The organism is Streptomyces sp. NPDC104381 (assembly GCF_055583745.1).
The window spans coordinates 1073265-1087597 of record NZ_JBVJNK010000002.1 but is presented as its reverse complement, the minus strand read 5'-3'; the positions used below and the strand labels follow the sequence as shown (position 1 = coordinate 1087597).

Below are 14333 nucleotides of genomic sequence, written 5' to 3'. Positions count from 1 at the left end.
GTTGATAGGCCAGATGTGGAAGCCCGGTAACGGGTGGAGCTGACTGGTACTAATAGGCCGAGGGCTTGTCCTCAGTTGCTCGCGTCCACTGTGTTAGTTCTGAAATAACGAACAGCTGTGATTATACCGGTTGTTTAATTTCATAGTGTTTCGGTGGTCATTGCGTTAGGGAAACGCCCGGTTACATTCCGAACCCGGAAGCTAAGCCTTTCAGCGCCGATGGTACTGCAGGGGGGACCCTGTGGGAGAGTAGGACGCCGCCGAACAATTATTGCGGACTAGCCCCGTGCCCTTGTGGCACGGGGCTTTTCTGCGTTTACAGGTCAATTGAACAAGGAGGCAGGCTCTCCCGGCCTCAGCGCGACCCCGGTCCCTCGTCGAAAGGCGAGAGGCGAGAGGGCAGAGGCGAGCGTGTTGCGCGGCGGCCGGGCCGGCCACCGCACGGGCGCGAGGAAACGTGAGTCGAAACTTCCAACCGGTGGTTCTGAGCACCCCTGAGTTCGGGGTATGCTTTATCTCGTTGCCGCAAGGCAGCAGGCCCCAATAGCTCAGTCGGTAGAGCGTCTCCATGGTAAGGAGAAGGTCTGCGGTTCGATTCCGCATTGGGGCTCAGCACAGAGGAGGCCCCCGTCGACGACGGGGGCCTTTCTCATGAGCCAGGAGTACCCGCCGGGCCCGTGCCCGCCGCAGCGACCTATGCGGCGCGGTCGTTTCGCAGGGCTTCGGTGAGCCAGGGGTACACCGGGAGCAGATTCGGTACTACCTGCCAGCCGTTGACGATCCACACCAGCTGCCAGTACCGGTCCACCCGCGGGTCGTGGGCCTCTGCGAACTGCTGGGCCATCCAGGCCCGGAATTCCGTGTCAGGGGTGCGCGCGAACACTTCGGCGAAGCGGTGCACGAGGTCGTCGACGATGGGTGCGGCCCTGTCGCTGACCGGGTCGATGCCCGACGTCCTGGCCTCGGTCACCTTCCGGCGCGTGAACTCCATCAGCTCCTCGCCGGCGTCCCGTTCGATGCCGAGCGGGCGTCCAGCGGCCTGCTGAACGGCCGCCCGGCGCATCCGGGCACGGAAGTCCTCGTCGCCGACCAGCTCGGCGAGCTCCACCCACGCGGCGAGCTGTTCGTCGGTCGGATCATCCGGGAGGTCGGGAGTGGCGGCGCGCACCATGGCCACTGCCGCTGTGTCGGCATCCACCGTGCCGAAGGTGTCTTCCATGAAGTCGTCGATCAGATGCCGGCGCTCCTCGCCGGACAACTGCGTGAGCCTGTGCATGAGCTGGGTCTCCTCGGGGCTGGACCCGCGGTCGGCCACGACCCGCAGAACGCTCCTACGCAGTCGCAGCATCCGGATCTGGGCGTCCACGGCTGCGGCGTGCGCCGTGGCGACCTCCGCCACCGTGAGTTCGCGGTCCAGTACCCGCCGGATCGTGGGCAGGTCGATGCCCAGCTCGCGCAGGGTGCGGAGGAGTTCCAGACGAAGCAGTGCGTCGAGGTCGTAGAGCCGATAGCCGGCGGGGCTACGGGTGGTCGGCGCCACCACCCCCGAGTCGGAGTAGAACCGGATGGTCCTCACGGACAAGCCGGTCCGCCGGGAGAGATCCCCGATCGAGTAGAGGGTCGTAACGTCCATGTCCCCCACTCTGCTGTCTCCAGTCACTGGAGACTCAAGGCCCGTGGCGGCGACATGCGACACCACGGGCCGGCGGCGGCCTAGGGCCTCTCGTTTGGATCAGGCCGGGCTCGCGGGGTCTGGCACGCACTCCCCCAAGCTCTCGACTTCGCTCGAGCAGGGGGGACCCCCAGCGGCGTTGTCGTCGGTCGACGACGCTCCGCGTTGACTCCCTCCTCCGCCTTGCAGCTGCACGCACCAGACCCCGCTCCCTGATCCGGCCTGATCCAAACGAAAGACCCTAGGGCTACGAGCCCTCGGACTCGGTCGTTCAGAGGTTCTGCGGCTCCGGCACCCGCATGGCCAGGATGGCCATGTCGTCGGATGCGGGCTCCGCGGCGAAGCGCTCCACGGCCCGCAGGATGCGACCCGCCACCGCGCCGGCCGTCAGGCCCGTGCACATGGCGAGGACGTCGGCCAGGCCGTCGTCGCCCAGCATGCGGGTCCCTTCACGGCGTTCGGTGACTCCGTCGGTCACGCACAGCAGCACGTCGCCGGGCTCCAGGGTGACCTCCTGCTCGTAGAGCTCGAGGTCCTCGATGACGCCCAGCAGGGGCTGCGGTTCGGCCGCCGCCTCGACGGAGCCGTCCTGGCGCAGCCGCAGGGGGAGCGGATGGCCGGCGCAGACGACCTTCAGCAGGGCGCTGCCGTCCTCCTGGGGCCACAACTCGCCGTAGAGCAGGGTGAGGAAGCGGCTGCGCGCGCCCTCGTCCAGGATGGCGGCGTTCAGGCGCTCCAGCACCGCGGGGCCGCCGAAGCCCTCGCGGGCCAGCAGGCGCAGGGCGTGACGGGCGAGACCCGTGACGGCCGCCGCCTCAGGGCCCGTACCGCAGACGTCGCCGATGGCGAAGCCGTAGGCGCCGTCGCGGATGGGGAACACATCGTAGAAGTCGCCGCCGACCTCGTTGCCCTCGCCCGCCGCGCGGTAGATGACCTCGATCTCGACGTTCGGCACATCGGGCAGGCCGGGCGGGAGCAGGCTCCGCTGGAGGGACTGGCTGATGGCCATGCGCTCCGAGTACAGGCGGGCGTTGTCGAGGGCCAGCGCGGCCCGTCGGGACAGGTCCTCGGCCAGTTCCAGGATCTCCTGGCGGAAGTGCTCGTCGGACGGCTTGCCGAGAGTGAGCATGCCGATCACACGGTTCCTCGCCACCAGCGGCAGGACCACGGTCTCGCCGCCCACCGCGACCGCCGTGGCCAGCGTGGTGCGGGCGGCCGCCCCCATGCTCAGGGGCGCGTCCCTGCCCAGGGTGCGCTTGGACGTGCGCAGGGCGGCCTCGTGGCCGGCCTCCGCCGGTGCCGGCCAGATGCGGGCGCCCGGGGCCGGGACGGGGTCCGGCGGGTCGATGGAGGAGAGCAGGGCCTTGAGGCCGTCGATGCGCTCCTCGTCCTCGTGGAGGACATAGGAGAGATACGGCTCCGAGGACTGGTCCGCGATCGTGTAGACGGCGCACCAGGTGGCCAGCGTGGGCACGGTCATCTGAGCCATCAGCGCCAGCGTCTGGTCCCTGTCCAGCGTTCCCGCCAGCAGGTCGGACGCCTCGACGAGGAAGGACAGCGAGCCCCGGCGCAGGCGCTCCAGCTCACCCAGCCTGGCCGACTCGACGGCCAGCGCGATACGGTCCGCGGCGAACTGGAGCCGCAGGGCCTCCTCGTTGGAGTACCGCCCCGCCGCTTCGGCCGCGACGCCGAGGGAGCCGGTGAGACGGCCCTCGACCTTGAGCGGGACCGTGACGACGGAGCGCATCCCCGTGTCGCCGAGCAGCGGGACGGCGCCCGGGACGACGGTGAGGTCCTCGTGGACGGCGGGCATACGGGCGGAGCCGTAGCGGCCCGTGCCGGCCTCGACCGGGACCCGTGCGAAGCGCTGACGGGCCGAGGGGAGACCGGTGGTGGCACGGACCTCCAGCTCGGTCTCGTCATCGGTGGCCAGCAGGAGGAACGCGGCGTCGGCGTCCAGCATGTCGCGCGCCCGCTCGACGGTGCGCTGCAGCAGTCCGTCGAGGTCGTCCGGGGCCGGTGAGCCGATGAAGATCTCGAACGGATCCGTACTGCGGTTCTCGGCGGAGCTGTCGGAGACCGGGGCGCGCACCGGGGTCTGGAGCACGGCGCGCTCGTAATCGCGTACGAGGAGACAGACGGTGGAGGGCTCGCCGTCGGCGTCGCGGACTCTGAGGTGCGAGGCGTACACCGGGATGACCCGCCCGTCGGCGCCGCGGATGCCGTAGCTGCCCTCCCAGCGGGAGAGCTGCAGTGCGTCGGCGATGCCCGTGTTGGTGCCCGGGGTGTGCGGCCACGCCACGAAGTCGGTGAGCTGCTTGCCGGCGACCTGGTCGGCGGCGTAACCGAACAGGAAGGAGGCGTCGTCGTTCCACGAGGCGATGGAGCCGGAGCCGTCGGTCTGGACGACGGCCACCCGCACCCGCTGCTCCGCCACCGGCAGGAGAGCGGTGGGCAGGACCGGGCTCGCCGACCGGATGCCCACGGGGCGTTCGGGAAGATCGAGCTGGAACCAGACGTGCTTGTGCGTCGGGGTGTACTCGACGCCCCAGCGGGAGGCGAGCGCCGCGCAGAGGAGCAGGCCGCGGCCGCCCTCCCGGTCCGGGCTGCCGAAGTCGAGCCCCGAGCTCTGGAGCGGGACCTCCCGCTCGGGGTAGTGGTCCGCGACCTCGACGCGTACGCCGTCCTCCGTGCGCAGGCAGAGCACGTCGGCGGCCGTGCCCGCGTGCACGACCGCGTTGGTCACGAGTTCACTGGTAAGAACGACGGCGTCGTCAACGACGTCCGTGTAACCCCACCCCTGGAGGGTGTCGCGGACGAATGCGCGGGCGGTCGCGACCGAGCGTCCGACCGGATCGAAAGTGGCAGCCGCGCGCGCGGTGATCACAGCACTCCCCATATGGTGTCTCGTCGCTTCCCCGAGTCCTGTGCCCGTATATCGCCGCTTCGATTCGTCTGCCAGGCTAGACGCTCGCCAGGCGTCCCGGGTACACGAGGGCGGACTTGGGTACGCAGGCCCCTGGTGGCTGTGCGCCGGGCGCACAACTATCGGGGCCCCCGGTGAGGGAATTGGGATGACCATGAAACCTTCCTCGCCCTGCCGCTCCGGCCTGGTACGTTTCAACGATTTGACGACCGCATGGTCACCCGTTGACGGTGTGCTGTGGCGGTGAGCCAAAGTGGAAGTGGGCAAGCTTCCGACAGCGGCCCGAGTAATGGCCCGAGCGATACGGTCAACCCCTGCGGGAGGGACACGGTGGAGTCTGGCGTGGCGGCGCGGGGTTCAGGAACGCGCACAAAAGGCGGGCAGTCCGTGAAAAAGCAGCGCAATGGGACCATCGAAGTGGACGCGGCGGCTCTGAACAGACTGCTGTCGGCCCTCGTGGCGATGCGTGACGGCAACTTCCGCAGGCGGCTCACCGTCTCCGGCGACGGCGTACTCACGGAGATCGCCGCCGTCTTCAACGAGGTGGCCGACCGCAATCTGCACCTGACGGGCGAGCTCGCCCGTGTGCGGCGCGTGGTCGGGCGCGAGGGGAAGCTCACCGAGCGCCTGGAGACCGGTGCCTGCGAGGGTTCCTGGGCCGCCGCGATCGACGCCTCCAACGAGCTCGTCGACGACCTGGCACGCCCCGTCTCCGAAGTCGGGCGGGTACTCTCCGCGGTCGCCGACGGTGACCTGGAACAGCGGATGGAACTGCGTACCCACGCTCCGGACGAGACCGTACGTCCGCTGCGCGGGGAGTTCCTGAAGGTCGCCCGCACGGTCAACAACCTGGTCGACCAGCTGTCCGCGTTCACCGAGCAGGTGACACGCGTAGCGGTCGAGGTGGGGACCGAGGGCAAGCTGGGCGGGCAGGCCCAGGTACGTGGCATGTCCGGGTCCTGGAAGGACCTCACGGACTCCGTCAACACCATGGCCTACCGGCTCACCGCCCAGGTGCGCGACATCGCCCTGGTGACGACGGCCGTGGCCAAGGGCGACCTGTCACGGAAGGTCACCGTCCATGTGGCCGGTGAGATGCTCCAGCTGAAGAACACCGTCAACACGATGGTGGACCAGCTGTCGTCGTTCTCCTCCGAGGTGACCCGGGTCGCCCGTGAGGTGGGCACCGAAGGCGAACTGGGCGGGCAGGCGACGGTCCCGGGAGTGGCGGGGGTCTGGAAGGACCTCACCGACTCCGTCAACACGATGGCCGGGAACCTCACGTCCCAGGTGCGTGGCATCGCCGAGGTGACGACGGCCGTCGCCAACGGCGACCTGTCGCAGAAGGTCACGGTGAGCGCCCGCGGCGAGGTCGCGCAGCTCGCCGAGACGATCAACCAGATGACCGAGACGCTGCGCACCTTCGCCGACGAGGTGACGCGCGTGGCGAGCGAGGTCGGCGGCGAGGGCCTGCTCGGCGGGCAGGCCCAGGTGCCGGGTGCCGCGGGCACCTGGAAGGACCTCACCGACTCGGTGAACACGGTCTTCCGGAACCTGACGACACAGGTACGGGACATCGCCCAGGTCACCACCGCTGTGGCCAGCGGTGACATGACGCAGAAGGTCACCGTCGACGTGGCCGGCGAGATGCTGGAGCTGAAGAACACCGTCAACACGATGGTGGACCAGCTCCAGGCCTTCGGTTCGGAGGTCACCCGGGTCGCCCGGGAGGTCGGTGTCGAGGGACGCCTCGGCGGCCAGGCCGAGGTGCCGGGTGCCGCGGGCACCTGGAAGGACCTCACGGACTCGGTGAACACCGCCTTCCGGAACCTCACCGGCCAGGTGCGGGACATCGCCCAGGTGACGACGGCCGTCGCCAACGGCGACCTGTCGCAGAAGGTCACGGTCGACGTGGCCGGCGAGATGCTGGAGCTGAAGAACACCGTCAACACGATGGTGGCGCAGCTGTCCAACTTCGCCGACCAGGTGACCCGGATGGCGCGGGACGTGGGCACGGAGGGCCGCCTGGGCGGTCAGGCACGGGTGGACGGTGTCTCCGGTACGTGGAAGGAGCTCACCGACTCCGTCAACTTCATGGCCGGCAACCTGACGTCCCAGGTGCGGCAGATCGCCCAGGTGACCACGGCGGTGGCGCGGGGTGACCTGTCGCAGAAGATCGACGTGGACGCCCGGGGCGAGATCCTGGAGCTGAAGAACACCATCAACACGATGGTCGACCAGCTCTCCGCCTTCGCCGACCAGGTGACCCGGGTGGCCCGCGAGGTGGGCACGGACGGCCGTCTCGGCGGCCAGGCCCAGGTGCCCGGCGTGGCGGGTGTGTGGCGTGACCTGACCGACTCGGTGAACGGCATGGCGGGGAACCTCACCGCCCAGGTCCGTAACATCGCGCAGGTCGCCACGGCGGTGGCGCGGGGTGACCTGTCGCAGAAGATCGACGTGGACGCCCGGGGCGAGATCCTGGAGCTGAAGAACACCCTCAACACGATGGTGGACCAGCTCTCGAACTTCGCGGAGCAGGTGACCCGGGTGGCCCGCGAGGTGGGCACGGAGGGCATCCTCGGCGGCCAGGCGGAGGTGCAGGGCGTCTCCGGTACGTGGAAGGACCTCACCCAGTCCGTCAACGGCATGGCCAACAACCTCACCCTCCAGGTGCGCAACATCGCCGAGGTGACCACGGCGGTGGCGAAGGGCGATCTCTCCAAGAAGATCACCGTCGACGCCAAGGGCGAGATCCTCGAACTGGTGACGACGGTCAACACGATGGTCGACCAGCTGCTCAACTTCGCCGACGAGGTGACGAGGGTCGCCCGTGAGGTGGGTACCGAGGGCATCCTCGGCGGGCAGGCCCGGGTGCGCGGTGCGACGGGCATCTGGAAGGACCTCAGCGACAACGTCAACCTGATGGCCAACAACCTGACCAGTCAGGTGCGCAACATCTCCAGGGTCTCCTCGGCGGTCGCCAACGGAGACCTGACGAAGAAGGTGACGGTCGAGGCGCGCGGCGAGGTCGCCGAACTCGCCGACACCGTCAACACCATGGTGACGACCCTGTCGTCGTTCGCCGACGAGGTGACCCGGGTGGCCCGCGAGGTGGGCACCGAGGGAGAGCTGGGCGGCCAGGCGCGCGTACCGGGCGTCTCGGGCACCTGGAAGGACCTCACCGAGTCCGTGAACTCGATGGCGTCCAACCTGACCGGCCAGGTGCGCCAGATCGCCACGGTCACCACGGCCATCGCCAAGGGCGACCTCACCAAGAAGATCGACATCGACGCCCGGGGCGAGATCCAGGAGCTGAAGAACACCATCAACACGATGGTCGACCAGCTCTCCTCCTTCGCGGAGCAGGTGACCCGGGTGGCCCGCGAGGTGGGCACCGAGGGGCAGCTCGGCGGTCAGGCCCGGGTCCGGGACGTCGACGGAACCTGGCGCGACCTCACCGAGTCGGTGAACGAGATGGCGGGGAACCTGACCCGTCAGGTGCGTGCCATCGCGGCCGTCGCCACCGCGGTGACCCGCGGCGATCTCAACCTCAAGATCGACGTCGACGCGGCCGGCGAGATCCAGGTGCTGCAGGACAACATCAACACGATGATCGCCAACCTGCGCGACACCACGCTCGCCAACAAGGAGCAGGACTGGCTCAAGGGCAATCTCGCCCGCATCTCCGGTCTGATGCAGGGCCGCCGCGACCTGGACGACGTCGCCTCGCTGATCATGAGCGAGTTGACGCCGGTCGTCTCCGCCCAGCACGGTGCGTTCTTCCTGGCCATGACCACCGGCGACGGTGACGAGGTCGGGTCGGACAGCGGCCGGGAGAGCTCGTACGAGCTGCGCATGCGCGGCAGTTACGGATATTCGGCGGGCTCCATGCCGACCTCCTTCCGGCCCGGTGAGACGCTCATCGGCACGGCCGCCGAGGAGAAGCGGACCATCCAGGTGGACAACGTGCCGCCGGGGTACCTGAAGATTTCCTCCGGTCTCGGCGAGGCGCCGCCCGCGCACGTGATCGTGCTTCCGGTGCTCTTCGAGGGCCAGGTGCTCGGGGTCATCGAGCTGGCCTCGTTCCAGCCGTTCACGCACATCCAGCGGGACTTCCTCAACCAGCTCGCCGAGATGATCGCCACGAGCGTCAACACGATCAGCGTCAACACCAAGACCGAGAAGCTCCTCGAACAGTCCCAGGAGCTCACCGAGCAGCTGCGCGACCGTTCGCAGGAGCTCGAGAACCGGCAGAAGGCGCTCCAGGCCTCCAACGCCGAGCTGGAGGAGAAGGCGGAGCTGCTGGCCCAGCAGAACCGCGACATCGAGGTGAAGAACACCGAGATCGAGGAGGCGCGGCAGGTCCTGGAGGAGCGCGCCGAACAGCTCGCCGTCTCGATGCGCTACAAGTCCGAGTTCCTGGCCAACATGTCGCACGAGCTGCGCACGCCGCTCAACTCGCTGCTCATCCTGGCCAAGCTGCTCGCGGACAACGCCGAGGGCAATCTCTCGCCGAAGCAGGTGGAGTTCGCCGAGACGATCCACGGGGCGGGTTCCGACCTGCTCCAGCTGATCAACGACATCCTCGACCTGTCCAAGGTCGAGGCGGGCAAGATGGACGTCAGCCCGACCCGGATCGCCCTGGTGCAGCTGGTCGACTACGTGGAGGCCACGTTCCGGCCGCTCACCGCGGAGAAGGGGCTCGACTTCTCCGTACGGGTCTCCCCGGAGCTCCCCGCGACGCTGCACACGGACGAGCAGAGGCTGCTCCAGGTCCTGCGCAACCTCCTGTCGAACGCGGTGAAGTTCACCGACAGCGGCGCCGTGGAGCTGGTCATCCGGCCGGCCGGGGCCGATGTGCCGAACGCCATCAGGGAACACCTGCTGGAGGCCGGCTCGTTGCGTGACGCCGACGGCGACCTGATCGCCTTCTCGGTCACCGACACCGGAATCGGCATCGCGTCCAGCAAGATGCTGGTGATCTTCGAGGCGTTCAAGCAGGCCGACGGCACGACCAGCCGCAAGTACGGGGGGACGGGCCTCGGCCTCTCCATCAGCCGGGAGATCGCCCGTCTGCTGGGCGGTGAGATCCACGCGGCGAGCGAGCCGGGACGTGGCTCGACCTTCACGCTGTACCTGCCCCTGCACCCGAGCGAGCTCCCTCCGCAGGGCTACCCGCAGATGGGGCCCGGCCCCATCGAGGTCCACGGGAACTCCGCCGAGGGCGCGCTGCACCTGGAGACGTCGCAGGGCACCGGGACCGAGCAGCCCCTGGGGGACCCGGCCAACTCCGCAGGGGTCTTCCGGCGCCGCCGCAAGGCCCTGGGGGGAGCGGCACAGCGCCCCGCCCTGGCCAACGGCAGGTCCGAGGAGGAGAGCGCGACACCGGAGGAGTGGGTCCAGAGCCCCCAGGAGGAGCAGGAGCCCCGCAGGACGTTCCGCTTCCACGGCGAGAAGGTGCTGATCGTCGACGACGACATCCGCAATGTCTTCGCCCTCACCAGCGTGCTGGAGCAGCACGGACTCTCGGTGCTGTACGCCGAGAACGGACGCGAGGGCATCGAAGTCCTCGAACAGCACGATGATGTGACGATCGTTCTGATGGACATCATGATGCCCGAGATGGACGGTTACGCGACCACCACGGCGATCCGTCGTATGCCCCAGTTCGCGGGGCTTCCCATCGTCGCGCTGACCGCCAAGGCGATGAAGGGTGACCGCGAGAAGGCGATCGACTCCGGAGCCTCCGACTACGTGACCAAGCCGGTCGATTCCGATCATCTGCTGTCGGTGATGGAGAAGTGGATGCGCGGAGAGTGACCGGCGGGGGAGCGGCACACCGAAATCCGTCGACCGACTGTGCGTGGGAGGGTGTGAGCGAGCGGATTCCGGGGAACCTTCTGGTCTTCGACCGCGTTTTCGTTATGTGCACAGTGACATCGCGGTGACAGGGTGTGGTGACGGGCGGGGTGCAGCTACCATGACCGGCACAAGGACGGACGGCGTAAGGGAGTCGTCCCCTGGGGCGGCACCCGGTGCGATTCCGGGGCGAGGAGGGCGGGCCATGGTGCAGAAGGCCAAGATCCTCCTGGTCGATGACCGGCCGGAGAATCTGCTGGCGCTGGAGGCCATCCTCTCTGCGCTCGATCAGACACTGGTACGGGCATCGTCAGGGGAGGAGGCGCTCAAGGCGCTGCTCACGGACGATTTCGCGGTGATTCTGCTGGATGTGCAGATGCCCGGCATGGATGGATTCGAGACGGCCGCGCACATCAAGCGGCGGGAGCGGACCCGGGACATCCCGATCATCTTCCTGACGGCGATCAACCACGGTCCGCACCACACCTTCCGCGGTTACGCGGCGGGAGCGGTGGACTACATCTCGAAGCCCTTCGACCCCTGGGTGCTGCGCGCCAAGGTGTCGGTCTTCGTCGAGCTGTACATGAAGAACTGCCAGCTCCGCGAACAGGCGTCGCTGCTGCGGCTCCAGCTCGAAGGCGGCGCCCCTCAGGGCTCCCACGAGAAGGAGCCGGCCGGTCTGCTCGCCGAGCTCTCGGCGCGGCTCGCCGCGGTCGAGGAGCAGGCGGAGGCGCTCTCCAAGCAGTTGGACGACGAGTCGGCGGACGCGGCGGCCGTGGCCACCGCCGCCCATCTGGAGCGGAAGCTCACCGGACTGCGCCGCGCGCTCGACGCGCTGGAGCCCGGCACGGGCGGTTCGACGGCCCCTCTGCCCTCGCAGAGCTGACCCACCTCGGCTGAGGCGGCGTCAGTTCGGCGCCATGTGCGGGCGACACGGACGGGTGAAGCCGTAGGCACACGTGTCCACCGGCGTCGACACCGGTAACCTCAGTCACATGGCCTCACGTACGTCCGGCAAGGGTTCCCTGGGCACGGCGGGCACCGCGAAGCGCGCCGGCCGTACCCAGGGACCGGCGAAGAAAGCGGCGCCCGCCAAGAAGGCGGTGGCGAAGAAAGCCGCGCCCGCCAGAAAAGCACCCGCCAAGAAGGCGGCCGCGAAGAAGACCGCGCCCAAGCCGGCGCCGTCCCCCACGGGGGGCGTGTACCGGCTCGTCCGCGCGCTCTGGCTGGGTACCGCGCACGGCGTCGGGGCGGTCTTCCGCTCCATAGGGCGCGGTGCGAAGGGACTTGACCCGGCACACCGCAAGGACGGACTGGCCCTGCTGCTCCTGGGGCTCGCGCTGGTCGTGGCGGCGGGCACCTGGTCGCACCTCCAGGGTCCCGTCGGCGACCTCGTCGAGATGCTCGTCACCGGGGCGTTCGGCCGGCTCGATCTGCTGGTTCCGATACTGCTGGGCGCCGTCGGGGTGCGGCTGATCCTCTATCCGGAGAAGCCCGAGGCCAACGGCCGTATCGTCATCGGACTCTCCGCCCTCGTCATCGGCGTGCTCGGCCAGGTCCACATCGCGTGCGGGTCACCGGGGCGTGAGGACGGCACGGGCGCCATGCAGGACGCCGGCGGTCTGATCGGCTGGGCCGCGTCCCAGCCCCTCGTCTTCATGATGGGCGAGGTGCTCGCGGTCCCCCTGCTCCTGCTGCTGACCGTCTTCGGCCTGCTGGTCGTCACCGCCACCCCGGTCAACGCCATCCCCCGCCGGCTGCGCCAGCTCGGCGTCAGGCTCGGCATCGTCGACCCCGTGTACGTACCGGGCGAGGAGGACGGGAGCGACGACGAGCGCTACGAGGAACAGTGGCGCGAGGCGCTGCCCGGGCGCACGCGACGTTCCTCGGCGCGCGGCTCGGAGACGGACGGGGTGTACGACCCGGACCAGGCCGAGGGCGAGGCCCTGGCCAAGCGGCGCCGCCCCCGTAAGGCGTCCGCCCAGCCCGCGATGAACCGCACCATGGACGCCGTTGACGTCGCGGCCGCGGCGGCCGCCGCCCTCGACGGAGCGGTGCTCAACGGGATGCCCCCGTCCCCGGTCGTCGCCGATCTCACCCAGGGCGTCTCCACGGACCGCGAGCGGACCGGGACTCCCGTGCCCGGCGCGCGGTCGGCGGAGAAGGCCCCGGCCGGCGAAGGGAAGGAGGAGAAGAGCACCACGTCCTCCGGCGGCGGCGTGCCCGACCTGACGAAGCCGGCCCCCGAGCGGACCGGGGACCTTCCCGCCCGGGCCGAGCAGCTCCAGCTCTCCGGTGACATCACCTACTCGCTGCCCTCGCTCGACCTGCTGGAGCGCGGCGGCCCCGGCAAGACGCGCAGCGCCGCCAACGACGCGGTCGTCGCCTCACTGACCACCGTCTTCACGGAGTTCAAGGTCGACGCCGCCGTCACCGGCTTCACCCGCGGCCCGACCGTCACCCGGTACGAGGTGGAACTCGGCCCGGCCGTCAAGGTCGAGCGGATCACCGCCCTCACCAAGAACATCGCCTACGCCGTCGCCAGCCCCGACGTCCGGATCATCTCCCCGATCCCGGGCAAGTCCGCCGTCGGCATCGAAATCCCCAACTCCGACCGGGAGATGGTCAACCTCGGCGACGTGCTGCGGCTGGCGGACGCGGCCGAGGACGACCACCCCATGCTGGTCGCGCTCGGCAAGAACGTCGAGGGCGGCTACGAGATGGCCAACCTGGCGAACATGCCGCACGTCCTGGTCGCCGGTGCGACCGGCTCAGGTAAGTCGTCCTGCATCAACTGTCTGATCACCTCGATCATGGTGCGGGCGACCCCCGAGGACGTACGGATGGTGCTCGTCGACCCGAAGCGCGTCGAGCTCACCGCCTACGAGGGCATCCCGCACCTCATCACGCCCATCATCACCAACCCGAAGAAGGCCGCCGAAGCCCTCCAGTGGGTCGTGCGGGAGATGGACCTCCGGTACGACGACCTCGCCGCCTACGGCTTCCGGCACATCGACGACTTCAACCACGCGGTGCGCACGGGCAAGGCCAAGACGCCCGAGGGGAGCGAGCGCGAGCTCTCGCCCTACCCGTACCTGCTGGTCATCGTCGACGAGCTGGCCGACCTCATGATGGTGGCCCCGCGTGACGTCGAGGACTCCATCGTCCGCATCACCCAGCTGGCGCGCGCGGCCGGCATCCACCTGGTGCTCGCCACACAGCGTCCCTCCGTCGACGTCGTGACCGGTCTGATCAAGGCGAACGTGCCCTCCCGGCTCGCCTTCGCCACCTCCTCGCTCGCCGACAGCCGGGTCATCCTCGACCAGCCCGGCGCCGAGAAGCTCATCGGGAAGGGCGACGGCCTGTTCCTGCCGATGGGGGCGAACAAGCCGACCCGCATGCAGGGGGCCTTCGTCACCGAGGCCGAGGTCGCGGCGGTCGTCCAGCACTGCAAGGATCAGATGGCGCCGGTCTTCCGCGACGACGTGGTGGTCGGCACCAAGCAGAAGAAGGAGATCGACGAGGACATCGGCGACGACCTCGATCTGCTCTGCCAGGCGGCCGAGCTGGTCGTGTCGACCCAGTTCGGGTCGACATCGATGCTCCAGCGGAAGCTGCGCGTCGGCTTCGCGAAGGCCGGTCGGCTGATGGACCTGATGGAGTCGCGCAACATCGTGGGTCCCAGCGAGGGTTCCAAGGCGCGCGATGTCATGGTGAAACCGGACGAGCTCGACGGTGTGTTGGCCGTCATTCGCGGGGAAACCGCTTCGTAAGAGTTTTGCGGGCAACCGTTTCGCCCGGCCGTACGTCAAGTTGAAAGGAGGAGCAGCGGAATGATCCGTCCGGTGCTCCGTCCTCCGTCCTGCCCGAGGGGCT

The 14333-nt window shown here is 69.0% G+C and carries 5 protein-coding genes, 1 tRNA gene and 2 rRNA genes; 6 read left to right on the top strand and 2 right to left on the bottom strand.

From position 1 onward, the window contains the following. From ACZ607_RS09545 to ACZ607_RS09535, 3 genes are all read left to right on the top strand, one after another. Positions 1 to 73, top strand: a 23S ribosomal RNA gene (locus ACZ607_RS09545); the annotation flags it as partial. A gap of 76 nt (positions 74 to 149) precedes the next feature. Further along, positions 150 to 266, top strand: a 5S ribosomal RNA gene (rrf, locus tag ACZ607_RS09540). A 271-nt stretch (positions 267 to 537) separates the two neighbouring features. Further along, positions 538 to 610 (top strand) — tRNA-Thr (locus ACZ607_RS09535). Positions 611 to 694: 84 nt separating this feature from the next. Here the strand turns inward: ACZ607_RS09535 and ACZ607_RS09530 are convergent. Both ACZ607_RS09530 and ACZ607_RS09525 read right to left on the bottom strand, forming a co-directional pair. Beyond that, positions 695 to 1633: a MerR family transcriptional regulator gene (locus ACZ607_RS09530; protein WP_469733383.1), complete on the bottom strand. Its 939-nt coding sequence runs from the start codon at positions 1631 to 1633 to the stop codon at positions 695 to 697. 310 nt (positions 1634 to 1943) lie between these two features. Continuing rightward, positions 1944 to 4571 (bottom strand): SpoIIE family protein phosphatase, encoded by a 2628-nt coding sequence (locus ACZ607_RS09525; protein WP_469733381.1) that lies wholly within the window; start codon positions 4569 to 4571, stop codon positions 1944 to 1946. 414 nt (positions 4572 to 4985) lie between these two features. Here ACZ607_RS09525 and ACZ607_RS09520 point away from each other — a divergent pair, with 414 nt between their 5' ends. The 3 genes from ACZ607_RS09520 to ACZ607_RS09510 all read left to right on the top strand — a co-directional run bounded on the left by ACZ607_RS09520 (position 4986) and on the right by ACZ607_RS09510 (position 14230). After that, positions 4986 to 10418, top strand: a complete 5433-nt coding sequence (locus ACZ607_RS09520) for a HAMP domain-containing protein (protein WP_469733380.1) — start codon at positions 4986 to 4988, stop codon at positions 10416 to 10418. Positions 10419 to 10662: 244 nt separating this feature from the next. After that, positions 10663 to 11343 (top strand): response regulator, encoded by a 681-nt coding sequence (locus tag ACZ607_RS09515; protein ID WP_469733378.1) that lies wholly within the window; start codon positions 10663 to 10665, stop codon positions 11341 to 11343. 109 nt (positions 11344 to 11452) lie between these two features. Then, on the top strand, positions 11453 to 14230 hold the full coding sequence (locus ACZ607_RS09510) for a DNA translocase FtsK (protein WP_469733376.1): 2778 nt from the start codon (positions 11453 to 11455) through the stop codon (positions 14228 to 14230). The last annotated feature ends 103 nt before the right edge of the window (positions 14231 to 14333 follow it).

Bases quoted from the DNA above. Each gene is read 5' to 3' on its own strand.
- ACZ607_RS09530 (WP_469733383.1), bottom strand. From the start codon at position 1,633: ATGGACGTTACGACCCTCTACTCGATCGGGGATCTCTCCCGGCGGACC.
- ACZ607_RS09525 (WP_469733381.1), bottom strand. From the start codon at position 4,571: ATGGGGAGTGCTGTGATCACCGCGCGCGCGGCTGCCACTTTCGATCCG.
- ACZ607_RS09515 (WP_469733378.1), top strand. From the start codon at position 10,663: ATGGTGCAGAAGGCCAAGATCCTCCTGGTCGATGACCGGCCGGAGAAT.
- ACZ607_RS09510 (WP_469733376.1), top strand. From the start codon at position 11,453: ATGGCCTCACGTACGTCCGGCAAGGGTTCCCTGGGCACGGCGGGCACC.